This window comes from Alkalihalobacillus sp. CinArs1 (assembly GCF_947387515.1).
Taxonomy (GTDB): domain Bacteria; phylum Bacillota; class Bacilli; order Bacillales; family Guptibacillaceae; genus Guptibacillus.
Map to the genome: position 1 here is coordinate 1,185,829 of NZ_CANDOB010000001.1, position 26,076 is coordinate 1,211,904.

Below are 26,076 nucleotides of genomic sequence, written 5' to 3' on the forward strand. Positions count from 1 at the left end.
TTGTTTGTCTTTGTTTAAACTAGTCGAAAACAAAAAGGTGCTACCGATCATAGATCGGTAGCACCTCGAGTAATCATGGATTACTTCACTAGCTTTTGAAGCTCGTCTTTCGTCATTTCACTAACAGCACCATTTCCACCTAGTACCTTCACAGAAGTAATATCATTCGTGTAGAGGTACTTCGTAAGGAATGATTCAACCTCACCCGGAACATCATCTTTCTGTACCAGGATCATCGTTCCGTTGTTCATCGTTACAAGTGGAGCTGAAGCAAGAGCATCAGGGAACGTCTGTCCGCTTGCTACATAAAGAGTATCAGTAGAGTCTGCGAACATCGTTTGAATTGCTGCAAGCGTTCCGTAACGATTCTTACCTTTCAGACGTTCAGTATTCGAAGCAATCTTTTCAACTTCTTTGAATACATCGTCAGAAATTGCACCTGTACCACCTAGAACATATACATTTTCACCAGCGAGAACTTCTTTCGCTTCCTTCGTTAACTTCTTACCATCCGTTAGTACGATAGGCATTCCATTTTCACCAGCAACACTTGCAGCACTTAGGGCGTCTGCATATGTCATGCCAGTTGCAAGGAAGACACCATTACCAGCGAATTCAAGTTCACTCTGTAGGTGATCGACAATCTTAATGTTTGTGTCGAATCGACTCTTACCAGAAAGTCTTTCAACATTCTTCGCACTCATTCCAAGTTCAGCAAGTTGTACAACTACGTCATCAGAAACTACGCCAGTTCCACCAACGATAATTGCATTTTCTGCACCTAGACGAGAGATTTCAACTTTCACTTGATCGGAAAGCTTTCCTTTTGGTCCTGCAAGTAAGATTGGAGCACCGTAAGCAGATGCTAGAGGTCCTACAGACAGGGCATCAGGGAAGTCATAGCCAGTTGTGATCACAACTGTTTTGCTATCTTCTTCTCCAAAACCATTTGGATACATTTCTTTTGATGTAGCGATCGCTGTACCTTCACGGTCTTTACCTTTGATAACGTCTACTACTCCGCCATCTACAGAAACAGGAAGAATAGAGAGTACTTCACCAGTATCAGCATCTGTTAAGAATACACCAGCAGTGTAATCACCTGAGGACTCAGGGGCTGTGATCTTTACATCTGTTTTAAATGATTTTCCTACTCCGAGGTCAAACGTTTTATCTGTTGCTTGTAGTTCACCTTCACCTTCAACACCTGGGCTTGTTACTTTTTGTTCTGTAATTGCTAGATCAACTGCAGTGTCGCCACCTTCAGCAGTAGAGTAACCATAAACGGCTACAAGATATTGGCCATCTTCAAGATTATTCAGCTTCACAGCTTCATCAGAAGAGGCGGAGCCTGAGCTAGCAACCATCTTAGGACCATCTTCAGTAACTTTATAGAACTCTAAGTCAACATCGTCCAATGGGTTATTCGGATTAGAAGTTACCACTTCTAGAGAGATGTTGTTCTCAAGGTTAAGACTTTTAACGTAGTAATCTTGTAAAGGAACTTCAACGTTTTCCTTCGTTGTTTCTGCCTTACTGAAGTCTCCAGTTTCTACTTTCACTTTCTTAGAAGTAGACATGTAGTTTTCAAACATAACTTCTTTCGTTGCTTCAAATCCTGCAGGTGTTTGACCAAGATCAATCTGACCTGGGGATTTCACGACACCTTGAACAAATGCTTCAAAGTTGAATTTGTTCATTTCTTTGCCTTCTTCAGGACCAAACGTACCGTAGATAGCTACTTCCCATACTCCTGCTTTAGGACTTTCAAATACGTTTTCTTCTACTTTCAATCCACCATTACCGTACCCAGCGTAGCCCTGATAGCTACTTACTTGTGTACCATTTGGATCGAAGACCATCATTCTTACACGGCCTTGATATTCGCCATTTTCTTGTAATGCTTCAAGAGCAAAGCGAATTTCATCCATTCCAGGCTTTACATCAAAGTAATAGTGCTTTGTTTGAGAAGCTTGCACTTCGTTCTCATCACTAAAGCGATACTTATTATCAGAAGTAAACTGTTCACCCATAATGATTGTTTGGTGAGATCTAGCTTCTACATAGCTTGTGGAAGAATCATCAATAACTAGCGTACCTTCATTTCTACCAACCTCAAGCTGAGATTTATCATACGTTACTGTAATTGCTTCACTCTTACCTGCTTCTAGCGTGATCGACTTTTTAGAAGGAGTAAACCAGCTCTCAGACGGAGTGATAGAAAGCGTTTTCTTCTCATCAGTTGGGTTCTCGATTAGAACTTCAACCTTTTCTGGAACTTCTTGATTTCTTACGTAAAGGCCTGCACCACCAGATACTTTCTCACCGTGGTAGACTTTCACGTTTACTTCTTTTAACTCATTAACAAAGTTATTCTTCAAATATTCAAATGCAGCAGGGACGTCGATAAGACCAGCACCTTGTTGAGTACGAGTGTACCCTTCAAGTGGTTTAGCTGTTTGAATCAACGCTTCACGAGCTGTTTCATAATCAAATGGTACGCGATCCTTAAGAGAAGCTTGCTTTAATAGCGCCAGAGCACCAGCTACATAAGGAGCTGACATACTAGTACCTTGAAGAACTGCATAATTACCCAATTGAGCAGGATAAGCTGCAAACGCTGCTCCTGGAGCTACGATATCAGGCTTTTGCATTCCATCTTCACGTGGCCCGTTAGAAGAGAAGTACCAAAGTCCGTCTCCTTCTTTCGGAGTTCCATCCTCGTTTTTACCATATGGATATGCACCATATTCTGTTGCCCACATTGTTTCGTCTATGTGTGCTCCTACTGATACAGATGCTGTGCTTGTTCCAGGAGAACCTACAGTATCTGCTCCAGGACCAGAGTTACCAGCAGACATCGAGAAGATTGTTCCGAATTCTTCAGATAGGATATTAGCTAGTTGATCATCTGAATCCGTTCCATCGTTCAAGTCTGGCAAGGAACCTAGACTCATATTTACAACATCAACGCCAAAACCGCCTAAGTCTTCAGGAAGAGCTGCATCTACCATCGCTGACATAATGCTGTAGCTTGAAGCACCGCCCTCAGCTTTAAATACTTTTAAACCAACAAGTTCCGCACCTGGAGCTACACCATCTTTAGAAACTGCCCCTAGAGCGTTTGTGCGTGCAGGGCCATTCGCTGCTGTAATACCAGAAACGTGAGTTCCGTGGCCGTTAACATCGAAGAAAATGTTAGCAAACTGACCTTCAGAATCGAGTGAGTTAACACGGAAGTTAGCTCCTACAAGGTCGTCATCTGGATTTACATCAAACGTACCAGCTTGATTATTTTTGTATGGAATTTCATCAGAGAAGTCTTTATCGTTATCTTTGTCGATATAAACCTCTTCATCAACCATCAATACGCCAAATGCGTCAGCATCGTTACCTTCTTCAGCATCGTTATTATCTTCAGTTACTTCTCCATCAGCGTTCATGTCACCTGCGTTGTAGTCAGGTGCAAGCATGCCAAAATGGTACTCATCATCAGAAGCATCGATACCTGCTGTTACATATGTATCACCATCAGCAGTGAATGAAGCGCCTTCATCAAACGTTTGATCAAATACGACGTCACCTTCTGCAAGCAGCATATCTCTTTCATAAGTCTGATCGCCTATTGTATAATCACGCACACCTACGATTTTTGACTTCCCAAAATACCCATCTTTTAATGTTGCAGTAAATGCTTCGTGACCTGGGTCTGGACCAGAGTCAATGATTCCTACTCTTACTCCTGAACCATCGTATTTGTTGTGAAATTCATCTACACCAGTTGCATCGTGAGTTTCCTCAGTTTGTGGACCATCAACTTCTCCACCTTGTTCATTAACTGGCTTAATATCAGGATCATCGAACGTCTTTTCCAATTCTACAGTACCGTTTTTACCTAGTGATGCAACGTCTGCAAGGTTATAAACGTCCATAACTTTTGAAGTTGGCATTTCTGTTAAGTAAATATAGTTCTTATGGTTGTCCTTTACTGTGACACCCAACTTCTTTAGTTGAGAGGTGATATCTTTCTTCCCTTTTGTAACAACGATTAGTTCTTGAGATTGCTGACCACTAAGTGCGAGAGCAGAGATCTCCTGAGAAATCGGTGCCTTAAACTTCTTCGTCTCTTGTAATGCTGCATCAGCCACTTCCGGATTGTATCCGACGCTCGCAAAAGATGAGGCGATCAGAGATGCCCCAGCAACGACGGAAAGAACTTTGTTCTTGAATGTCATGTATAAATTTCCCCCTAAGTTAGTTTAAAAAATCCCTCTTCATCCGACCCTCCCCGTTAGATATTTACAAAATTTCTGTATTTTCAGTTTACTGGTAACATTACAAACCGTCAACAAAAAATTGTATAAAATTACAAGAATTTTAAATAATATAACAATATGGTTGAGGATATTCTCTAATTCTACTAGTTCAAAAAAAAAAGCCTCGAAATGAATCGAAGCTAATAGAGAAGACGATGATCAATTGTCCAAGCAAGCTCAACAGAAATGGCGCCGTAGCCGCCTAAAATGTTATACGAATTTGCTCCTCTGTTTCTTAAATAAGTCAACTCTTGTGAGACCTCAGGAAGTAACTTATCTGGATGCGTGAGCATGATCGGGCTATCTTTCTTTGAAGAAAGAGCTCCTCCAACAAGAGCATCAGGGAAGTTCGTACCTGTTGCAATATAAATATGTTCTAGATAAGAAGAATTGAATCTCTTAATCACTTGGTAGTTTGTTTCATAACGATCTTTTCCACTTATTCTTGTAGTGGGAACGCCTAGTGAGTCAGTAGTATGACTTGTAATGACCCCTTCTCCACCAATTGTATAAGATTCGGTTATACGATTGTTTTTCAGATAGGACACTACTTCTGCTGGAACTTTGTTTTTTTGAACAAATAAAACCGGGGTTTGCATCTTTCCTGCATAAGGAGCAATCGAAAGGGCGTCTGGAAAGTTCTCACCAGATGCAATCATAGCTTCGTCGGTTTCAAATGGAATCGCCTCGTTTATTGCAACTGACGTTTCATAACGGTCTTTTCCAGATAATCGAATCGTTCTCATCCCACTTTCGACTAATTGATCTTCAATTTCATTCGAAACGGCACCACTTCCACCAACGATTACAACATGTGTTACCCCGAGCCTATAAAGCTCTTCTTTATTCGCAGCAGAAAGTGACTTTTTCTGTTGTAAAAGGATAGGGGCATCGAGGTATGTTGACAATGGCGAAGCTGCCAGGCTATCCGGGAACGTCAAACCGCTCGCTAATATGGCAAACTTCCCCTTTAGATTCGCGCCATCTAACACGACTTCTTTTTCACTTAGCTCCGACCAACCATTCTGTGAGACAGCAATAGCCGTTTCCACTGCATTTTCACCATACAACCGATTGTTATTTTTGATACTATTTATGGCACCTACTACATTGAGCCTTCCAGTGCCAAGCTCATTTAAATCCTCGATTGGATCCGTTGTAGAAATTAGGATATTCCGAACCTGGTCTGCTGTTAAGAAGGGAGCATGTTGCATCACCATTCCAGCAGCTGAACTCACAAGAGCTGAAGACATGCTCGTCCCAGTCGAATAGTTATACCCATCTAACCACGTGCTATAAATATCCGTTCCCGGGGTATTGAGGTCAATATCTGCACTATAATTCGAGTAAGCGCCCTTCTCATCCGTTCCTGTATTCGTAGCACCCACTGCAATGGTAGATTCATATGCTGCGGGATATCTCACTTTGTTAAGGTTGTCGTTCCCTGCTGCCGCTACAACAAGAACCCCATTTTGGGAAGCTTTATCGATTACGTCTTTCATAGACTGTAAGTTACTATAAGAACCGAGGCTTAGGTTAATAATATCTGCACCGTGGTTGATCGCGTACTCGATGCCTTCGACGACCGCAGACATCTGTCCAACGTTGCCATCCATCACTTTGATCGGCATAATTTTAACACCTTTTGAAATAGATGCGATTCCAATTCCATTATTAGTAGTTGCACCTATAAGTCCAGAAACATGAGTGCCGTGACCTTCGTTATCCTGAGCAGTCTCTCCTTTTGAATGGAGGTTGATCCCCTTAACTAAATTCCCTTTTAAATCGGGATGATCGAGATCTACCCCTGTATCAAGAACAGCTACAACTACATCACCCTTCTGGACGTATGTATTCCATGCATCGGTTGTTGAAACTTCTGATAGATAACCTCTTTGCTTATTAAATTCTGGATCGTTTGAATTCATCAGATAGACTGGGGCATCTTCTTCAACATAGTCAACATTTGGAGCGCTTTCTAGTTCTTTCATTACGCTGTTCTTTTGAGACTTTGTTGTCTCTATTACTTCAAAGCTGCTCTTACTAGATTGTGTTCTTACTACTTCATCAGATTCATTGTACTTCACGATTATTTTCACGGTTTCTTCAGCGTTTACTTGGTGGGTAGATATGATAAATAGGCTGAGGATAAATGCCGTAAACGTTATCTTATAGATTGCCTTCAATTCTTTTCCCCCTAATGCATTGTAGTAATAGAATAAGGAAATCGAGTAAGAATTGAAAGAGTTTTACGACAAATAGTTTAAATGTCACATATTGGTGATTCTTGAGAGTGAGGAGCGTTGGAACAATCATAAATGGGTCTGTGGGATGAAATTTCGAGAAGAAGTGCATCATATGAGGATTGGAGCTTGGAGTGTTTGGCTTCCAAAAGGCTTTGTTCTTTTCGTAATGACCCGATAATTTGGATCAAACTAGCAACTAAAGTTTCCATGTTATTTATCCTTTCTTCCATATTTAACCTCCTTTTGTATGTTATAGTTTATATATAGCATACTATCAGAATCTTTGCACAAGAGAATATTGGGAAACATAGTTACAAAATGGGACATTTATCACCGTTTTTCTCACCATATTTCCCAACCTCAAATCTATTTTCATTTATTAAAATTTTTAGTAAACTGTAATAGAATAGTTCTAGGAGAAAGGAAGCATCTCATGATTGGGGCAAAAATCCGTTACTTCAGACAAATGAAAGGGATCACGCAAGAACAGCTTGCTTCAGGTATTTGTTCGATCCCCTATCTAAGCAAAATTGAACATGGACTAGCACAGCCGAGTGAGGAATTAGTCGAGCATTTATGTAAAGAATTGGGTGTATCTCTTGAACAGGTTGATGATGAAGATAAAATCAATCGATTACACAACGACTTGGATACCTGGTATAAAGAAATGCGCTTACGTAACTTTGAAGAAGTAACGTTGCTCAAAAAGCGGATCGAAGAAGAGATTGAAGGAGTAGAAGATCCAGATATGCTAACAAAATACCTCCTTCTCACCTTCAGATACCACATCCTTTTTAGAGAAGCAGATAAAGCGAACGATATTTTGGAAAAACTATACCATGTTCAAGAAAGATTGTCTGAAGATCTTGAGTACTTTTACTACTATTTCCTTGGACTATATAACTACCAAAATCGTAAATACAAAGAAGCGAATGAACAATACACTAAAGCGTACAAGCTTCTTACTTCCATGAAAACGAATAATGCTGAGTTAGCTGAATTCTATTATCAGCAAGCACTCGTTCACAATCGAATCAGTCAAATCACACTGTCGAATAACCTAGCAACGAAATGCCTAGACCTCTTCAACAAGGAGTATAACTTCAAGCGAGCGGCTGATACTGAGATTTTACTCGGTGTAAACAATCGCGTTATACTAAATTATGGAGAAGCTGAGCATCATTTCCAGAATGCTTTAAAATATGCTGAATCATTCAATGATAAAGTACTTAAAAGTATTATTTATCATGATCTCGGCTATGTTTTTTCTTATCAAAATGATTCTGAAAAAGCTTTACGTTTTTATCAATCTGGACTTCAAAATACTGAGGAGCATGATGAAGATTACTCTAAAACGATTTTCTTAATTGCTTCAGAGTATTTTAAGATAAATGATTTAGACTTAGCTCGTCACTGGATTGATAAAGGATTGAAGCTAGTAACGAAAAAAGAATACCTTGAGTATATCTATCATTTTAAGCTTCTAAGGTTAAAACTTGATGGTGATGGAAACAATCGAGAAGAATTACTTAAAGACGCCGTTAGTTACTTTGAAGCAAAAAACTATTGGATTCATGTATCTCAATATGGAGAAATGCTGGCAGATCACTATTTTAATAGTGGTCAATATAAAAGCGCTAGCTTTTACTTTAGATTAGCCAACGATGCTAGAAAAAAAATTATGAATTAGAAAGGAAGAGAAAAAATCATGAAAAAGTTTATCGTCAAGATGTTATTAATAGCTAGTGTTGGTAGTATCGCTTTAATGAGTGATCATGATAGATTGCCTGAATCTCAAAACCAAACACCAGAAGTAAAAACTGAAGTTATCGCATAATCCCATAACCTGACGCAAACTGCGTCAGGTTATTTATTTGCTCTACTTTTAAAATTAGCTATACTAAACAGTATCTATTAGATAAGGAGCGTGCTACTGATGGCATTTTATATGTTCGACGTTGATGGCGTGTTAACCGACGAAAATGCAAAGCCAGACAAAGAAGCTGTAAAGTTAGTGGAAGATCTTGCGAAAGAAGGAAACATTGTCTCTTTCGTGACAGGTCGTTCGAGAGGGTGGCTTTCAGATAACTTGTTTCCACTTCTCAGTAACGATGTCGATTGGTCCACCCTATATTGTGTAGCGGAGCATGGAGCGATCAAAGGCAGAGGCACCGATATTTCTTCCTGGAGTTTAGACACTACGTATGTTATCGATGACGAGGTAAAAGAGTTGCTATACGATGTGAGCAAGCATTCCGAATTCCAAGGGCTTATTGAATGGGATGATACAAAAGAATCGATGGGGACGGTTGAGGCTGTTCACGGAGAACCTGGTGATCGAGAACATCTTAGGAATACAAGAAAAGCCCTACAAGACTACGCTTCGAAGATTGAATCAATCTCTAAAGACTCTGGAAATAAAACCGTTGTCTCTACGTATGGTGTTGATGTTATTCACCCTGATCTCTCAAAGAAAATTGGCGCTGAGTGGATTATTTCTGAAGTGAAGCACAAGGAACATAATAAGGTACTTGTTTTTGGCGATAGCACTGGGGATATGGTCATGGCAGTAACTGCGCGTGAACAGAAGTATGAAGACATCACCTTCCATTGGGTTGGTGAAGGAAACGCTCCTGAAGAAGACAGAATTTCAACTGTCTCTAGTTCAGCATCATTTTCTAAAGGAACAAAAGAGCTTTTAAAAAAGCACACTGGTTAAAAGGCCAGTGTGCTTTTCGTTTATCGAATGTCGATCGGACGATTTTGTTCGAGTGATTCGTAAGAGGCTTCGATAACTTTTAAGTTATTTACGGTCAGTTCACCGGAGTAGAAAGGGCGTTTACGATCCATCGCACACTCTGCAAAATGCTCGACCATCAACGTGTACTGATCACCATCGATCGGTTCGAACCTCGTTTCCCCTTCACTGTTAGTTACCTCGATCACTCCCTCAGCATTAGGTGCATCAGGACGGTATGCGAACGGCACTTTAATACTTCCCTTCGTGCCGAATACTTCATATACATTGTTCATTTGACGCTCAAAACTACAATCAAATGAGGCGGAAACGCCATTAGGGAATGTAAGGATACCATTTGCTGACAGGTCTACCCCTACGTTTTCAGAAACGTTCCCTTCAACAAACACTCTTGTCGGCTCACTTCCGAGAATATGACGAGAGGAGTGGATACAATAACAACCAACGTCCCAGATACTTCCACCGCCAAGTTCTCTATTCAACCTTATGTTTTCAGGGCGGTCCCCAAGATAGAAAGAGAACGTTGAACGCATATGCTTCACGTCACCAATTTCTCCAGAAGCAATCACATCACGCACCTTATCATGCTGTGGGTGAAACTGATACATAAAGGCTTCCATAAACGTAACGCCGTTTTCTTCACACGCTCGAACCATTTCTTCAGCATCTTGTGCTGTAATCGCTGCAGGCTTTTCACACAACACATGTTTACCTTTTTTCGCTGCTTCGATCGTCCACTTCTTGTGGAGAGTATTTGGAAGAGGAATATAAACAGCATCGATCGTTTCATCATCAAGCATCTCTTCATAGCTGTCATGATATCTTTCAATTTCCATCTCTTCTGCGAACGCCTTCGCTTTCCCACTTCCACTCGCAACGCTCACTACTTGAACATTTTTTGCAGATTTCATTGCAGGGATCAGAGCTTTTCGGGCAATATTTGAAGTACCCATGATACCAAATCTAATCGTCATCTAACTCTCTCCTTTGTCTCTTGTTTACACGTATAGCTTAGCATACGTGAGCATGCATTCATTTTAATATGCCTGTAAAATTTTCCTTTACACTACCCCCATCTTGCATCGCCTAAAGTCGAAACATTAAGTAATCCCTTTAATCCCCCCTTTTGATTATAAGGAAAAGTAAGAGCCGCTCTCCATTTGGAGAGCGGCTCTTTGACTATCTTATTTATTTTGAAAAGCGTCTGATCACTTCGATCAATTCCGGACGAATATGTTTTTCGAGATCACTGATTTGAGCTTCATAGCGATACTTCTTTTCGATACGATGCTGATGTTTGCTATTCTCAAGCATCCAGTGCAGCCACTCATCGTCTCCCGTTTCAGAAAAAGACTTACCTTCACTGCGCTCATCAAATAAGTCGGATAACAACTGACCTAGTTTCTTTTCAGGATGTTGACGCCAATACGTTCTTAGAGCATCACATACAATCTCGATCTCCTGTTTATCGTGCATCGAATCACGTCCTTAGAGGTGAGGCTTATTTGTGTATCTGATTACTATAATCATAAATCCATACCAAATATCTTCTAAAAAGCATAACACATAAATCGAGAAATTACACTTCGATAGAGCAAATCCCACCTTCTTCATAGAAAGTGGGACATTCTCCTAATTTAAACTTTTCTCAATCGAATCAACCGTGCTGTTAGAAATTGCACCTTTACCTCCGAGCAAGTAAACATTTGTTGAATGACTACCCTTTAAATAGCTGTCTACTGATTTTGGCAACGTATCTTTTTGCGTCAAAAGAACAGGTGCTTGCATTGCCGCTGCTAAAGATGAACCAGGCAATGCATCGATAAACACATCTCCATTAGCAAAGAAGACATTTGAAGCTGCAAAATCATACGTTCTTGCGATTTCAACACTTGTTTCATAGCGATCTTTTCCACTTACGCGATCTACCGTAAGACCGTCTTCTTTCAATTCCGCTTCAATATTGTTTGATATAACACCCTTTCCTCCAATCAATGTAGCTTTTTTAACATTAACGGTTTGAAGGTAGTTATCCGTCGGAGTACTTATTTTACTCTCTGGTGTTAACAAGATTGGAACTTGAGAAGCCGCAGCATAAGAAGCAATCGAAAGTGCATCTGGCGACGAATCATTCCCAGAAGCTAGAATCGCCTGATTATAATTGCCTACTTCCTCTGCAACTTCAACAGCCGTCTCATAGCGATCTTTTCCACTTACACGTTCAACTTCCTGAACATATGCTTTCCCTCTTAGTGTACCTTCGATGCTCTCAGATACAGCACCAGTTCCCCCAAGAATATAGATCTTTTGAGGTTTCAAACGATTCAACTCTGCCTCGACACGTTCGTCAAGTTGATTAGACGGCGTTAACAATAGAGGTGCATTATATTTCTTCGCTAATACACTTCCTGTAAGTGCATCGATCGCAACATCTCCACGACCGATTACCGCAACATCAGATTGATTCTTCCAACCGTATTGAGATACAGCAACACTTGTGCCATAGCGATCTAAACCAGAAAGTCTTTCACTCGAAACAACGGTGCCTTCTTGCACTAACTTTGTATCAGTATAGTAGAAATCAAGAATTTGATCGTACGTACGCCCTTCTTTGGACTGCTGATATGCACCGTATTGACTCATACCGATACCATGACCGAACCCGCTGCCATAAACGGTGAAAGAATCAGCTTTGTTATCGATTTTCTTAACGTATGGGCCTTTCATGATCGACGTACCGATCATAAATCTAATGTTGTAGGATGTATCATTGATTTCCTTTGTATGTTCTTTTATTTTGCCATCTTCCATTACAAACCCATCTTCTTGTTTGATGAAATAGCTAAATGATAGGCTTCCTTTCAAAACATCGTTGGAATTGAATGGAGGAAGTGTAAATGAAATATCGTTGATCTTCGTAATCTTTATCTCGTCTTTGGAGCTAAATCCATATTTGCTTACGAGTCTACTTTTGATCGTTTGAATTTCTGTTGCATCCGTACCTAACTCAGTAACATTATCCCACCATGACTCAGGCTTTTTTAAGTCCAATTTAGTAGTGTCGATCTGCTCTTTCCCTAGTGTGTAGCTCCACAAGTCAGAAGAAGTAGTAATTTTATCATCGTACGGATCTTCTTTTCCTTGAAGATAAGGGACTAGTGCACTTCCCCATGCATTTGTATTGGATAGCACTCTCCCACCATTACTTGATGAGTAAAACGCACCGATGTAATCTAATTCACCTTTACTATTTGCGTATTTCAGTACTTTCCCTGCTGTCTCATCAACCGCTCGATTCGTCGTGTCATACCAGTGCATCCCTTTATACACCTGACTCATCGTAGTATCAGTAAACGGATATCGATCTGGGTTTGCTTCTTGATTGAGCATATCTACCTTAGCAAATGTTCTGGCTGCAACCGCCTGTGCTTTAAGGGCTTCTTGACCGCCATGATCACCCCAATAAGGCATCATTTCACTTGGTACGACTCCTTTAAGATAATCCTCCATCGGCAACGTGTTGATCGGACGAATATAGTTTCCTTCAACAGTCATCTCAATCTCACCAAGATAGCTTTTATCCCCGAGTTCTATGTAACTATCTTTCGCACCTGTGATAGTAGGAACCAACGTCATGCTATCGCCAAAATTTCCAAGCTTCGAGTTCCCTTTGTACAATACAACATCACCGGATTCTGCTTTTACCTTAAACTGATTACCATCATTACTTTGAATGTTGATCTCACTACCATCTACATGGTAGCTACCATTCACATTGAAGGAAACTTCTGTTTTGTTTTTAATGAAGTTTACTAGTCTCACAGAAACGTGGTCCTCTGCTGCCTCGACATGTTGAACCGACAACGAAAGTGCTAAAATGCCTGCTAAAAGTGAAGTGAATACTTTCAAATCCCTTTTCCCCCTAAGTAATTTGTCGGAAAATAATTTTTTTCCTTTTACAACACTTTAGCATAATTTCGACATATTGAATGGTAAAAATGACAAATCTTACATAAATAACATAGAAATACCTATAAGGCGATCCCTTATAGGTTCTTTTTTACTATAAAAGTTTCTCTAACCAACTATTTTCCCCTTCACCTTAGGTACATTGCTATGACTACCTATCAATAAGAGAAATAGTATGACCCCAAAACATCCACCAGCAATGTCCACAAAGACATCCATAAGCAATGAGCTCCTTTCTGGGAGGAATGCTTGTACCATTTCATCCATTGCCCCAAGAGCACCTATACTGGCTAATACAAAAGAGATTTTAACGACATATGGCCTTATTTGAAAAACAATCATTAAGAAAATCGCCAGAAAGCTATACATAACAAAATGACCTGCTTTTCTAATGAGGAAATTCACCATGCCGTCTTGACCATTCCTCTCGAGGCTCATTTCGAGAGGCCCGTAGTGAATGATTTCAGGTAAAAATCTGCTAGTGGAGAAGTGTTCAGCTAGAGGATATTGAAGAACAGCAGCTGTAATAATTGCCATCCCCATTACAATGTAAGATAAAAACAAGATTGAACAAATCGTACTCAAGATTTTAATAGAAATATTCCTCACTCCCCTTAATCGTTACGATTATTGCCAGGAGAAGTGAGTACTATTCAACTTGATTCAGCGATATCTTTAAGAGCTATAGCTCTAGTATGAAGAAAGCGGTGCATATATCGTTTGAGGAAAAGTACGTTCGCAATGGACCCCACTAGTCCAAAAGGGGCTTTATAAATAAACTGGTCAATCATTAAGGTAACGCCGTCAAATTCTTCAAACCTATGTGTATGTATAAACGAATGAAAAGCTCCAGACACCATCTCATCAATAAACCAATCTGGTTTATTCATTGCAGTGATGTGAGCAGTCAACCTTTGCTTCACTCCCAGATGAGTTGCTTCCCACGTTACATAATCACCAACTTCTAATAGTCCTTCCGTTACGCCAGCAATCGCTTTTTCATCTGTCCCTTTTGCGCTCTTTGTATGAATATCGACGTTTCTTGCAAGATCAAAGCACCTCTCGATCGGAGCTTCAATGAAAGTTTCTAGATAAATGACTGGCATTCTCCTACCCCTTTACAACACCAAGTTCGTGAAGATTAATATTGCTTTAATTTTTAACCGAGTAGAGGAAAGTCCTCTACTCTTCTAATTTTGGTGCAGTGACTTCTTTATGTTTACTTCTCTTATACTCTCCCTCAGGGTTTGGAAGGCTTTCAGTCGGAGTTTGATTATTCGTGATCGCAGCATTTTTCTGAGCTTTTCTTTTCTTCATATCGTGACCTCCTTTTTCTTTGTCATAGTTTAAACTCACACAACAAATTCATGTACAAAAATAATTTTTTATAATATTCAGACATACACACCCTTAAACTCTCTCGATGTGTTCGAAGTAGTAACATGAGGAGAGTTTCGCCATAAAACATCCAAAAGGGGGAAAGGTCATGAAAGATTCATTTCTACTACTTGCCTCACTATCTGAAAGAAGATACGAAGAATTGGTACTCGAATTTGAAAACAAGCTTGACCGTCGCCTCTCAGAAAATGAAAGGGATTTCATTGAGTTCTTAGTAGAGCGTGAACTAACCGAAGAACAGCGAATGATCTGATCCGTCCATGTTTTTCACCCCTTTATAACATGTGAACGATTAATACGACCTGTATTTTATTACTTTCTCCGCACCCTTAATAGGAATAACGAAGCGTGTTTTTACTCTTCCTAAACTTGGGAAACGTATTATGATTCTTGGGGTTAATAGATTATGAAAAAAAACAATTTTCCCAATATACAGGTCTATTGGATTACGTTATACTATTATTGAGGTCAAATTTCGACAAATTTTATTTTTTTCAGGTCTTCACAGTAACCGTCATACAATCGTACGAGAAAGGCAAAACCATTGAAAAATGGTGACGCAAAGCTAAAGGGACTTCACGGTAATGACGTTCCGAAAGTCAGCCAGCTGCCGAACACGTTCTCCAGTCGATTTGTGGCAATAAAGGGGGAGTAAGATATGAAAGGAACCTGGTCGACTCCAGAAGAAATTCAATATAGGAAAGAGCGTAAGGAAAAGCTCATCTATATCCTCATACCGATTTCGGCAATTTTAATTGGAGCAATGATTGCTTTACTGACACAGTTAACGTATTAATGCCTTGGAGCCTTTGTTAGGCTCTTTTTATATTACCCTACAATTTGCCCAACTAAAAAGAAGCTGACATGATCAGCTTCACAAACTTACTTTGTAACAGACTGTTTTTGTTTTGTTTTAAAAAGAAGATTGATGCCCTTCATTATTCCTTTGATAATAAGATAAATGAAAAACAAAATGACAAAACCTTTTAATCCAATGACAGCATCTTCAAATTCCATATTTCCTCTTCCAGTAATCTTCTGCTGAATTTCAATTGCAAAAACAACGACTAACAGTACCGTAAACGTATAAATAAACGAAATAGACGTTATGCTCCATTTAGAAAGCAGTTTAAAAACAACTTGAACGAAGACAAAACCAACCATTCCTAATATACCCATGACCCAGAAATGCAATTCCTTATCACTCACCACAAACCCTAAACCATACACCACTTCGATGAGAATGTCGTGTAGTTCATTTACTATGGCCGCGATTAATTTAATTAGTCCCTCCATTAGTCACGTTCCTTTTCATGTGTACTTGACTTCATTTTAGAGAGAGGACAACTAAAATTGCAAGCTTTTTTACGACTGTGGTTGTGAGTTCAACTCCTGATTATTGATCGGAACATCGGTCATATCTTCTCCACAATAAGGACAAATCCACTCACCGTTTTGGTTGCTACTATAAGAAGGCTTATGACAGTGGACACACGTTTTTTCTACCACCTGATCACCTCACTTCGTCTTAACATCCTATCAATCCCACCATTTCCATATACTCACAAATATTTTACCAAAATACGGTAACATATCAAGCACAACCGTATGACATTATATTACAAAAACATATAAAAAAAGCAGGTTAGCAACCTGCCTTTCGTACCGTTTTGTTATTCAAGCCATAATTCGGCCTACCGATCGATTCATAGATGAGTCCACTTTCCTTCGCTTTCTCAAGACTATAGCAGTTCCTTCCATCAAAAACGAGGGGTACCTTCATATAGCGTTCGTAGATCGTTAAGTCTACTGATTTTATTTCCTCCCATTCCGTTATGATAAAAGCTGCATCAGCATGCGTTAAGGACTCCTCTATCGTTTCACAGAATATAACTTTTTCCGGCAGAAATGAGCGGGCATTTTCAATAGCAACCGGGTCATATCCACGAACCTCTGCCCCTTCTTCTAAGAGAGTGTGGGCTATTGGTATCGAAGCCGCTTCACGCATGTCGTTTGTATTAGGTTTAAAAGCAAGGCCGAGAAGAGCAATTTTCTTATTTGTTAAGTCACCCATAATATCTTTCGCTTTCTGCACAAGCTTCATTTGTTGAGCGTTGTTTACTTCTATAACAGACTTCAATAACGTAAAGTCATGATGATTGTTTCCTGCGATTTGGACAAGTGCCTTCGTATCCTTCGGAAAACATGATCCTCCATAACCGATACCAGCCTTCAGAAATTCATTCCCGATCCGGTGATCCTTGCCCATCCCTTCTGCGACATCTTCTATGTTAGCACCCACTTTTTCGCAAATGTTTGCTATTTCATTAATAAAGCTTATTTTCGTTGCCAGAAAAGCATTAGAAGCATACTTAATCATTTCTGCACTCCTGCTATCTGTTCGATAGATTGGAATACCAAATGGGAGGTTGATCGATTCGATCACGTCTCCTGCATACTTATCGTCTGCACCGATAACAATGCGATCCCCATTAAACGTGTCATGAACTGCAGATCCTTCCCTTAAAAACTCAGGGTTGGAAACGATTTGAACGTTAATTCCTAGAGAAACATTTTGCTGAATCGTGCCCTTTATCCTTTCATTCGTCCCTACAGGCACAGTACTTTTCGTAACGATAATCGCATTTTGTTGTAACGCATTCGCGATATCTAATGCTGCTGCATCTATATAGCGAAGGTCTGCAGTGCCATCTGGATGTTGAGGTGTTCCCACCGCTATGTAAATAACGTCAGCATTTGCTAACCCAACATGGTGCGAGGTAGTAAATGATAAACGGTTCGCTTTACTATTCCGCTTCATAAGCTCTTCTAAATTTGGTTCGTATATAGGAGATTGACCATTTGACATCACCTTCACTTTTGCCTCATCTGTATCGATACACGTCACATGATTTCCGATTTCAGCAAGACTTACTCCCGTAACGAGACCAACATATCCTGTTCCGATCACTGCAATTTTCACATCTAGCCCTCCTCTACTATGTACTTGTCTTTATTATAAGAATGTTTATTTCATATAGACGTGGTTTTGTGATAACTAAACAAAACATTAATAATGAATTAACACCTCCCAATATTACCGTTTTTTCGATATGATAGTTATTAAACTGCTCAATTTAGAAAGTGTGAAACCAATGATTTTTTTTAAAAGATGGATATGGCTTATACTTGCGTCGCTTATGATGATCATCCTTTTTCTATCCTCTAATACACCCTATCAAAATCAAGACGTTAAACCTCTATTTAAAGAGTGGATCACGATTGAACAAAAGGATCTTCCCCAAATCGAATTTCGTTACGATGGAGCCCTTGTTACACCATCTGAACCATATCGATATGTTGAGTTTTTCTTAAGAAAAGGGGCACATGTCGTTTCTTTTGGCTTACTAACATTTTTCTGGATACTGTTCTTCATGAAACGATACACCCTTAGGAAATCACTGTATTTTGGTTTCTTACTCGCATTCTTATACGCTTTGTTCGACGAATACCATCAAAGTTTAATTCCAAATCGCACTGGACATTTGATCGATGTCTTCATACCGGATACGCTCGGAATGGTGTTAGCTTGTTTACTTATTCTCATATTATCCTTAATCAAAAATAAAAAAGCCGGAAATGCCTCCTAATGAGGTTTCCGGCTTTTCCACCTACATATTCGACTTTTTATCGTCTCCCATTCCTTTTAGGAAAAGAAGTAACATCGATAACGACCGATTAATTTCTGGGTCTTTTAAGGCTTTGAACAAATCAAGATAACCTGTTTTATGGTCGTTGTCTTCATTATCAGCAACATTTTCAATTCCATTGTTAAGCCGATCGATCAAAGGCTCTAGCTCTTTCACATTGATTCTTCCAAGTGCTCCGACCAATAGCATCAAATTCTTAATCGCCATCGTATTTTCCGGAGTACTAAGAAGGTCAACAAGCACTTTTAGAACACGGTCCCCTTCACCAAACATCCCATTAAGGAGCGAAATAACGCCTCTATCTTTCATATGCCCTACCACTTCCAGCGTTTCAAGTAAAGCTTCTTTGTTATCGATCAATGCATCTTCAATCTCTTTTAAATCTATAGCTCTCTTCTCATCTTCTGTTAGTTCAATCTTTTTAATCGATTTAATGGCCTTTGCCAAAACGGCTCGCCTCCTTCTTTACCATATCTCCAGGGAAGAGATAATCTTTTCGTGCCCATTTACGTTCTACTTGTACACCGATTTGTGGTTGCGGGTTACCAAATCGATGGTTTACTTTTGGAAGCGGAGAAGACCCTTTATCTTTTAAAATTTCCATTTTTGCTTTCACTTCTTTATAGACAGGGGTATCCGTATCTTTGTCTGCATAGCTACTCGTCAGCAAGTTGATTGCACCCTCACCTGAATCGTTCAATGGAACGTAAACTTCTTTTCCTTGTACTCTGTCCGTGACGAGACATTTAAGTTTTATCGCGCCATACGGAGAAGAGAGCCTTACTAACGTGCCATCCGTTAAGCCTCTTTCTTCCGCTAGTTCTATGGATACTTCTATGAACGACTCTGGAGTTTTGGCTTTGATACCTTCACTTTTATATGTCATATTCCCTTCATGAAAATGTTCAAGAAGGCGGCCATTGTTAACATGAAGATCATATTCATCATCGAACTGAATCGGCTCAGTCCATTCGAGTGGAAACAATCGAGCTTTTCCATCTGGAAATGGGAAGTCTTCCTCGAAAAGTAGCGGTGTATCTTTCCCATCTGCCGTAACTGGCCATTGCTGACTATCATAGCCTTCTAAACGGTCATACGAAACACCTGCAAACATGTCGGCAAGCTGGGTTGCTTCACCCATAATATCTCTAGGATGATCATAATTCCAATCTGCACCGAGTTCATTTGCAATCATCATAATGATCTTCCAGTCCGGTTTGGAATCACCAAGCTCTTCAAGTGCCTGATAGAGTCGTTGAATCCGTCTCTCTGTATTGGTAAACGTACCTTCCTTCTCAAGACTCGGGCTTGCTGGAAGAACAACATCTGCATATTCAGCGGTCTTTGTTAAGAAAAGATCCTGAACGACAAAGAAATCAAGTTTTTCAAATGCTGCATGAACATAGTTCAGATTAGAGTCTACGATTCCCATGTCTTCACCCTTTAAGTACATACATTTGAGGTTTCCATCATGAATACTTTTGACCATTTCATGATTGTTAAGCCCTATCTCTTCAGGCAGCGGACTTCCCCACGCTTTTTCGTATTTTTCTCGGACTTTTTCATCTGTGACTTCTTCATACCCAGGCATCATGTTCGGCATGCTTCCGAAGTCACTTGCTCCCTGAACATTATTATGTCCTCTAAGCGGATAAGCCCCCGTTCCAGGCTTACCATAATTTCCTGTGACAAGTAATAAATTCGATATTGCAGTACTCGTATCAGATCCTCCGCTATGTTGCGTTACCCCCATAGCCCATAGCGCAACCGTACTGTTCGCTTCGTGAATCATCGTAGCAATCTTTATCAATTCTTCTTGAGAAATACCGGTCACATTCTCTGCGTACTCTAACGTGTATGGTTCTAAACTCTCAATATAATCAGCGAGACCATTCACCCGATCTTTTAAGAACGCTTCATCCGCCCATCCCTGATCGATAATATATTTTGTAACTGCTGAAAGCCACACAAGGTCTGTACCAGATGAAGGTCGAATAAACAAATCTGAGCGCTCAGCCATTTCATGCTTTCTCAAGTCAGAAACGATGAGTTTTTGGCCGTGAAGCTTATTCGATCTTTTCACACGGGTCGATAACACAGGGTGTGATTCGGAAGTATTCGAACCGATGACGATGACGAGCTCTGACATTTCAATATCTGTGATCGAACCTGAATCGCCCCCGTATCCAACCGTTCTGAACAACCCTTTTGTGGCAGGCGTCTGACAATAACGCGAGCAATTATCGATGTTGTTTGTACCAATTACTCTCCTGCCTAATTTCTGCATTAAGTATGATTCTTCGTTTGTACATTTTGAAGAACTTATAAAAGAAAGGGCATCAGGACCGTGATGTTGTTTTATGTCACTGAACTTACTTGCAATCAATTTGATCGCTTCATCCCACTCCGCTTCTCGGAATGATTCTCCTTCTCTAATCAGTGGCTTTGTTAGTCGTTCCTCACTATTAACGTAATCCCAGCCGAACTTTCCTTTCACACAAGTCGAAATTCCGTTTGCAGGAGCTTCAGCTTGTGGTTCTACTTTTAAAATATCGCGACCCTTCGTCCACACGTCGAAGCTGCAACCTACGCCACAGTATGTACATACCGTTTTTGTTTTCTTAATCTTGTTTTCTCTCATCGCTGACTCCATGTCAGAAATCGCAAGAATAGAGTTATAGCCTGTTTCAACATTCTTTGTTAATTCGATCATTGGACGAAGCGTGCCATCGGGAATACCTGTTAAGAAACCCGCTTCCCCTTCCATTCCTTTTTCCATCATCGCATTACAAGGGCAAACAGTAGAACAATGTCCACAAGAAACACAAGATGACTCATTGATCGGAACGTCGTTATCCCAGATGACTCTTGGTCTTTCTCGTTCCCAATCGATCGTTATCGTTTCCGTCACTTGAACATCCTGGCATGCCTCTACACAGCGTCCACACAAAATACACTGATCTGGATCATACCGATAAAATGCGTTTGAATCATCGATCCCTTCAGGCTTAGGGTCAAACGGTACTGCTTGGTGATCTTTCTTCATTTGTTTCACGGTATTATGAATCTCGCATGTTCCGTTGTTATAATCACACACTGTACAATACAACTCATGATTGTAAAGAATGCGATCCATCGCAATATCCTGTGCTTTCTTTACATGGGGAGCTGTAGAATTGATGTTATCCCCATTTGAGAGTCTAGTAGAACAACCTCTTACGATTTCTCCGTTCACTTCTACCATACATGTATCACATGTCTCAATGGCACCTAAACTCGGATGATAGCACACGCTAGGTAAATCGAGCTCATTGTTATGTAAAGCATCAAGGACACTCATACGGTCATTTACAACTGTGCTCTTTCCATTAATCGTAACCTGAATGGTTTCAGACACTATTCTTCACCCCTATTTCATTCATTGGAAACCTATTCCTCTATACCCTATCCGTAGCCATGATAGGCTGATCTTTAGAAATTAAGCCTTGCTATTACTCATCTTTCTTTATTCCTTATAAATTTCCTTCCCACCTCTGCTAAAGAAAAAAGCAGGTAGCGAAACTATCCGCTTACCCGCTCTTCTAAGTTCTTTACACTAACACTCACATCTAGCGTGTGTGCTCCACCAATATACACACCTTTTAATGGTGATATATCACTGTAATCGCGTCCAACTGCAATACGAATATGCTGTTCACCAACGATCGCATTGTTCGTAGGATCAACCCCAAACCATTTTTGCCCTGGTAGTTTCACTTCTAACCAAGCATGTGTAGCAGCATCACCTCGATAAGCGGAATTTTCCCCGATATAGATATATCCGCTAACATAGCGTGCTGGAATTCCACGATAACGACAAAGTGCGAGCATGAGATGAGTGTAATCCTGGCATACCCCAGTTCTATGCTCCAACACTTCATCAGCAGTTGTCATCACATTGGTCGCACCAGATACATACTCCATCGAATTGTAAATGTGTTCATTAAGATTTACTACAAAATCTAGTTCATCTCTAGACTGTGCCCAGATTTCATTTGTTTCTTTCTTCATGGCGTCCTCAGGTATGGTTGTATAATGCCGATCGATCAAGTACTCTGCATAAGCCTGTTTAAAAGAATGAGAGGTTAGCTCCTGCCTTTGCTCAGAAGTCAGTGGGTTTGAAACATCAAACTCTATCGAATTTGTCTCTACTTTCGAGATGGTTTCGATCGAAAGAGTTTGATGCTCGCTCCAAATGTAGAAGGTCTCGACGTAATTCCCCCAATAATCCGTATGGCCATACGTTTCACTGACTGGATCGATAATGGCAGTATATTCATGAACAGTTTGCAACTCATCATGAAGTGGACGTAACCTGAACTGATTGATACTTTGTCTCACTGGGCGCTCATATTCATAGCTGTTGGTTTGTGTAACTTCAAATTTCATGGTATCGCTACTTCCCCTAGATAGTATGTTCGCGTAATGTAATGACCGATGGTGCTACATCTACGCTGAAAACTTTGAAGAAAGGCATGAGCATCTTGGTAAAGGACTTCTTCAATGGTAAAATCGATCAAATCGTTCGCTAAGTATTCAAGCTCCTTTGCAAGGGACTCAGAGTAATGCTCAACTTCACCCTCCTCTAATGCAACGAACGCATTGCGCACTTTCTGTATGCAGTAGATCATAGAACGAGGGAAGTCCATGTTGAGGATAAAAAATTCAGCAACATCTTTCGATCTAATAAGCGGTCGATACATTTTGATATAAGCTTCATGACCGCTCACCGATTGAAGCACAGACCACCAATGATGATATTCCACGATTTCTTTATTTTCGTATTGATCTAGATTTTTATGGTAAAAAACATCGAGTATTCGAGCGGTCTTCTCCGCCCTTTCCAAGTGTTTGCCCATCTCCATAAACAAATACGCATCGCCTCTTGGCATCGTTGCCTCTACAATCCCCTGGAAGAAGAGCGATTCTTTTTTAATTGTTTCACAGAACTCGTTTACTTCATCCATTTCCCATCGAGACTTACTATAACTTTTTAATTTCAAATAGAACGAGTTGATGCATTCCCATAATTCATTAGGAATAATTTCGCGAACAGCCCTGGCATTTTCTCTTGCCACCGTAATCGCATTCAAGATGGAGTTCGGGTTCTTCATGGAAAACATTAAGAATTCCACAACGCTTCTGTCATCGCATCCCGAATAATTTTCATTGAAAATTTGCTGATAGCCGCCAATTTCGATTAGCTCATACCAGTTTTGGTTATTTTCTTCAGTCGGATTCGCATTTTCTAAACGGCTCGTTAATTTAACAGCTATTAATCTAGCATTGTTTTCTGCTCTTTCTACGTTTCGAGACAACCAATATAATGAATCAGCTACTCTGCTTAACATCGTCATTACTCCTTCCCTTTTATACGTTGGCTGGAGACTCCTCTAGAACCCACGTGTCTTTCGCTCCCCCACCTTGTGAGGAATTGACGACGAGAGAACCTTCTTTTAAGGCTACGCGCGTTAATCCTCCAGGGAATACGTGCGTTTTTTCTCCACCAAAGATGAAGACTCTTAGATCGACATGACATGCAGCAAAGCGATCTCCTTTAAATGCTGGTAATCTTGATAACTTAATCGTAGGCTGTGCGATAAATTCTGATGGGTTCTTCAAGATTTGCTTCCTGTATGCTTCGATTTCTTCTTCAGAAGCATGAGGACCGATCAACATATTGTAACCCCCTGAAGCATTCGTGTGCTTCACAACAAGCTCCGACAGATGATCCAATACATATTCCAATTGATCTTCATACCTCAATAGATAGGTATCTACGTTTTTTACCAAAGGTTCTTCGTTAAGATAATAGCGAATCATATCTGGTACAAAATGATAGATCGCCTTATCATCTGCAACGCCGTTTCCTATTCCGTTGATGATCGATATGTTCCCTGCTCGATAAGCATCGACAAGGCCAGGAACACCTAGGAGAGAATCTTCTCTAAATTCAAGTGGATCGAGAAATTCATCATCGATTCTTCTATAGATCACATCGACTTGCTTCAAACCTCTCGCTGTCTTCATAAAGACTTCACGTTCCCTTACAACGAGGTCCCTACCTTCTACGAGTTCAACGCCAGATCTTTGCGCAATGTAACTGTGGTCGTAATAAGCTGAGTTATAAACTCCTGGTGTCAAAAGGACGATGGTTGGATTACTTTTATTCTGAGGTGCAAGAGAAGCCATAGACGAATGCAGATAAGAAAACTGTTGTTCTAGTGATTGAACAGAATATTGATTAAAGAACTCAGGATATACCTTCCTCATCACGTAACGATTTTGGAAAACATACGACAACCCTGAAGGATTTCGAAGGTTATCTTCCAAGACTCGGTACTCGCCACTATCATCACGAATCAAATCGATCCCAGCCATAAAAATATGCTGCCTTCTTGGGAGATCTATTCCTGCCACCTGTTCAAAAAAATGCTGACAGTTAACAACGAGGTCTCGAGGAATGACGCCATCTTTTAATATTTGCTGTTCATGATACACGTCATCTAAAAATGCATTTAGTGCATCAAATCGTTGCATCAACCCACGTTCAAGGTCCGCCCATTCGTCTGGAGGGATGATTTTTGGAACGAAATCGAACGGCATCGTTCGTTCCGTTCCTTCCGTTTCACTGTAGACCGTAAAAGTGATCCCCTGTCTCAAAAAATCACTTTGAGCCAGTTCATACCTCTCTTGTAAATCGTTTGGATCAACACTGTTTAACCTTTCATGGAAAGGTTTACAGTAATCTCTAGGGAGGTGGTCCTTTTGAAGCATCTCATCAAAGAATTCATCAAGTTTGTATGAATTAAACACGATACCTTTTCCTCCTTCTATGTATGATTAGTAAATTACCCATAATTCTTACTTTTCTAACAAATTTCGTTATAAGATAGTCCATATCCTTCAATTACATAGTAGAAAAGAATTGTTTTTTCAAAATTTTACAGATTGAGCAACGATTATTCACTACTAAATCGTTTAAAACATAGACTAGTACAGGCCGTAAAAAAGTGAGGTGGATGAACATGCGTTTCTCAGAAATTGAGCCTGAACGTCTTTCAAGAGATCAAATCACAGCGCTGTTGTTTGATGGATTAGAAGACGATGGAATGAATGGCGATTGTATTCTAGTATTCGGAGCAAGAAGTCTACTACGTGTTAAGAAAGCTGCTGAGTTATATGAAGCAAAACGCGCACCGTATATTCTAGTTTCAGGATCAGGTGCAAGGTGGGGAAACGATGAGACGCCTGAGGCGATCTGGATGAGAGACCAATTGATAAATCGAGGCATTCCATCCGATCGAATTTTGTTAGAGCTTAAAGCAGAAAACACGACTGAAAATGTAATTGCTTCAATGCTGGTCCTTCAACAACGATTTGGGTTACATGCGCTCAAAAGGCTATTGATCGTGAGCTCTCCTTACCATATGAAACGTTGTCTATTATCGCTTAAGACTTATATGCCAAAACACATCGCATATTCTCTTTGCTCTGATGATAGGATAATCGGACAACGCACGAACTGGTGGACCGACCCCAATGAAAAGTCGTATATATTAAAAGAAGTTAAGTCCATCAAAAAGTACGCGGAACTAGGCATCTTGCTAGATGAAGAATGGTAAAAAGAGGGAGGGCAG

23 protein-coding genes and 1 riboswitch are annotated in these 26,076 nt (G+C 40.2%); of the genes, 7 read left to right on the top strand and 16 right to left on the bottom strand.

Annotation, left to right across the window (positions count from 1 at the left end):
* Nucleotides 1-80: 80 nt before the first annotated feature.
* The gene (locus PFZ69_RS06190) at nucleotides 81-4,235 is read right to left on the bottom strand and encodes a cell wall-binding repeat-containing protein (protein ID WP_270180132.1); all 4,155 of its coding nucleotides are present in this window, start codon (nucleotides 4,233-4,235) and stop codon (nucleotides 81-83) included.
* A gap of 221 nt (nucleotides 4,236-4,456) precedes the next feature.
* A complete protein-coding gene (locus PFZ69_RS06195) occupies nucleotides 4,457-6,502 on the bottom strand; it encodes a cell wall-binding repeat-containing protein (protein WP_270180133.1) in 2,046 nt (681 codons plus the stop codon).
* A 493-nt stretch (nucleotides 6,503-6,995) separates the two neighbouring features.
* On the opposite strand from PFZ69_RS06195, the gene PFZ69_RS06200 reads away from it, so the two are divergent.
* The 3 genes from PFZ69_RS06200 (at nucleotide 6,996) to PFZ69_RS06210 (ending at nucleotide 9,281) form a co-directional block, all read left to right on the top strand.
* A complete protein-coding gene (locus tag PFZ69_RS06200) occupies nucleotides 6,996-8,252 on the top strand; it encodes a helix-turn-helix domain-containing protein (protein ID WP_270180134.1) in 1,257 nt (418 codons plus the stop codon).
* 18 nt (nucleotides 8,253-8,270) lie between these two features.
* Nucleotides 8,271-8,399 (top strand): hypothetical protein, encoded by a 129-nt coding sequence (locus PFZ69_RS06205; RefSeq protein WP_270180135.1) that lies wholly within the window; start codon nucleotides 8,271-8,273, stop codon nucleotides 8,397-8,399.
* A 99-nt stretch (nucleotides 8,400-8,498) separates the two neighbouring features.
* Complete coding sequence (locus PFZ69_RS06210) at nucleotides 8,499-9,281, top strand: HAD-IIB family hydrolase (protein WP_270180136.1); 783 nt, start codon at nucleotides 8,499-8,501, stop codon at nucleotides 9,279-9,281.
* Between the two features lie 20 nt (nucleotides 9,282-9,301).
* On the opposite strand, the gene PFZ69_RS06215 is transcribed toward PFZ69_RS06210, so the two are convergent.
* The 6 genes from PFZ69_RS06215 to PFZ69_RS06240 all read right to left on the bottom strand — a co-directional run bounded on the left by PFZ69_RS06215 (nucleotide 9,302) and on the right by PFZ69_RS06240 (nucleotide 14,606).
* Nucleotides 9,302-10,294 (bottom strand): Gfo/Idh/MocA family protein, encoded by a 993-nt coding sequence (locus tag PFZ69_RS06215; RefSeq protein ID WP_270180137.1) that lies wholly within the window; start codon nucleotides 10,292-10,294, stop codon nucleotides 9,302-9,304.
* A 214-nt stretch (nucleotides 10,295-10,508) separates the two neighbouring features.
* Entirely contained in the window at nucleotides 10,509-10,796 is a 288-nt protein-coding gene (locus PFZ69_RS06220; protein WP_270180138.1) for a hypothetical protein, read from the bottom strand.
* Between the two features lie 156 nt (nucleotides 10,797-10,952).
* Nucleotides 10,953-13,229, bottom strand: a complete 2,277-nt coding sequence (locus tag PFZ69_RS06225; protein ID WP_270180139.1) for a cell wall-binding repeat-containing protein — start codon at nucleotides 13,227-13,229, stop codon at nucleotides 10,953-10,955.
* A 168-nt stretch (nucleotides 13,230-13,397) separates the two neighbouring features.
* Nucleotides 13,398-13,898 (bottom strand): VanZ family protein, encoded by a 501-nt coding sequence (locus PFZ69_RS06230; protein ID WP_270180140.1) that lies wholly within the window; start codon nucleotides 13,896-13,898, stop codon nucleotides 13,398-13,400.
* A 44-nt stretch (nucleotides 13,899-13,942) separates the two neighbouring features.
* Nucleotides 13,943-14,395 carry an SRPBCC family protein gene (locus PFZ69_RS06235; RefSeq protein WP_270180141.1) on the bottom strand — a complete coding sequence of 151 codons (453 nt, stop codon included), beginning with the start codon at nucleotides 14,393-14,395 and terminating at the stop codon, nucleotides 13,943-13,945.
* Nucleotides 14,396-14,471: 76 nt separating this feature from the next.
* Complete coding sequence (locus PFZ69_RS06240) at nucleotides 14,472-14,606, bottom strand: hypothetical protein (protein ID WP_270180142.1); 135 nt, start codon at nucleotides 14,604-14,606, stop codon at nucleotides 14,472-14,474.
* Nucleotides 14,607-14,775: 169 nt separating this feature from the next.
* On the opposite strand from PFZ69_RS06240, the gene PFZ69_RS06245 reads away from it, so the two are divergent.
* Nucleotides 14,776-14,940, top strand: a complete 165-nt coding sequence (locus PFZ69_RS06245; protein ID WP_270180143.1) for a hypothetical protein — start codon at nucleotides 14,776-14,778, stop codon at nucleotides 14,938-14,940.
* Between the two features lie 271 nt (nucleotides 14,941-15,211).
* A riboswitch (cyclic di-GMP riboswitch) is annotated at nucleotides 15,212-15,302 on the top strand.
* A gap of 43 nt (nucleotides 15,303-15,345) precedes the next feature.
* Nucleotides 15,346-15,483 (top strand): hypothetical protein, encoded by a 138-nt coding sequence (locus tag PFZ69_RS06250; RefSeq protein ID WP_270180144.1) that lies wholly within the window; start codon nucleotides 15,346-15,348, stop codon nucleotides 15,481-15,483.
* A gap of 86 nt (nucleotides 15,484-15,569) precedes the next feature.
* Here the strand turns inward: PFZ69_RS06250 and PFZ69_RS06255 are convergent, their stop codons facing one another.
* From PFZ69_RS06255 to PFZ69_RS06265, 3 genes are all read right to left on the bottom strand, one after another.
* Complete coding sequence (locus tag PFZ69_RS06255; protein ID WP_270180145.1) at nucleotides 15,570-15,983, bottom strand: hypothetical protein; 414 nt, start codon at nucleotides 15,981-15,983, stop codon at nucleotides 15,570-15,572.
* A gap of 69 nt (nucleotides 15,984-16,052) precedes the next feature.
* A complete protein-coding gene (locus tag PFZ69_RS06260) occupies nucleotides 16,053-16,196 on the bottom strand; it encodes a hypothetical protein (RefSeq protein ID WP_270180146.1) in 144 nt (47 codons plus the stop codon).
* Nucleotides 16,197-16,332: 136 nt separating this feature from the next.
* Nucleotides 16,333-17,670 (bottom strand): UDP-glucose dehydrogenase family protein, encoded by a 1,338-nt coding sequence (locus PFZ69_RS06265; RefSeq protein ID WP_270180147.1) that lies wholly within the window; start codon nucleotides 17,668-17,670, stop codon nucleotides 16,333-16,335.
* Nucleotides 17,671-17,842: 172 nt separating this feature from the next.
* Between PFZ69_RS06265 and PFZ69_RS06270 the strand changes: the two genes are divergently transcribed.
* Complete coding sequence (locus PFZ69_RS06270; RefSeq protein WP_270180148.1) at nucleotides 17,843-18,337, top strand: VanZ family protein; 495 nt, start codon at nucleotides 17,843-17,845, stop codon at nucleotides 18,335-18,337.
* A 21-nt stretch (nucleotides 18,338-18,358) separates the two neighbouring features.
* Here PFZ69_RS06270 and PFZ69_RS06275 read toward each other — a convergent pair whose 3' ends face one another.
* From PFZ69_RS06275 to PFZ69_RS06295, 5 genes are all read right to left on the bottom strand, one after another.
* Nucleotides 18,359-18,844, bottom strand: coding sequence for a DUF1641 domain-containing protein (locus PFZ69_RS06275; protein WP_270180149.1), 486 nt, complete (start codon nucleotides 18,842-18,844; stop codon nucleotides 18,359-18,361).
* Nucleotides 18,828-21,794: a formate dehydrogenase subunit alpha gene (fdhF, locus tag PFZ69_RS06280; RefSeq protein ID WP_270180150.1), complete on the bottom strand. Its 2,967-nt coding sequence runs from the start codon at nucleotides 21,792-21,794 to the stop codon at nucleotides 18,828-18,830. The genes PFZ69_RS06275 and fdhF overlap by 17 nt, the downstream gene beginning before the upstream one ends.
* A gap of 164 nt (nucleotides 21,795-21,958) precedes the next feature.
* On the bottom strand, nucleotides 21,959-22,825 hold the full coding sequence (locus PFZ69_RS06285; RefSeq protein ID WP_270180151.1) for a transglutaminase family protein: 867 nt from the start codon (nucleotides 22,823-22,825) through the stop codon (nucleotides 21,959-21,961).
* A complete protein-coding gene (locus tag PFZ69_RS06290; RefSeq protein WP_270180152.1) occupies nucleotides 22,822-23,787 on the bottom strand; it encodes an alpha-E domain-containing protein in 966 nt (321 codons plus the stop codon). Before PFZ69_RS06290 ends, PFZ69_RS06285 begins: the two co-directional genes overlap by 4 nt.
* Nucleotides 23,788-23,806: 19 nt before the next feature.
* A complete protein-coding gene (locus PFZ69_RS06295) occupies nucleotides 23,807-25,252 on the bottom strand; it encodes a circularly permuted type 2 ATP-grasp protein (protein WP_270180153.1) in 1,446 nt (481 codons plus the stop codon).
* Between the two features lie 212 nt (nucleotides 25,253-25,464).
* Between PFZ69_RS06295 and PFZ69_RS06300 the strand changes: the two genes are divergently transcribed.
* Nucleotides 25,465-26,061: a YdcF family protein gene (locus PFZ69_RS06300; RefSeq protein WP_270180154.1), complete on the top strand. Its 597-nt coding sequence runs from the start codon at nucleotides 25,465-25,467 to the stop codon at nucleotides 26,059-26,061.
* The last annotated feature ends 15 nt before the right edge of the window (nucleotides 26,062-26,076 follow it).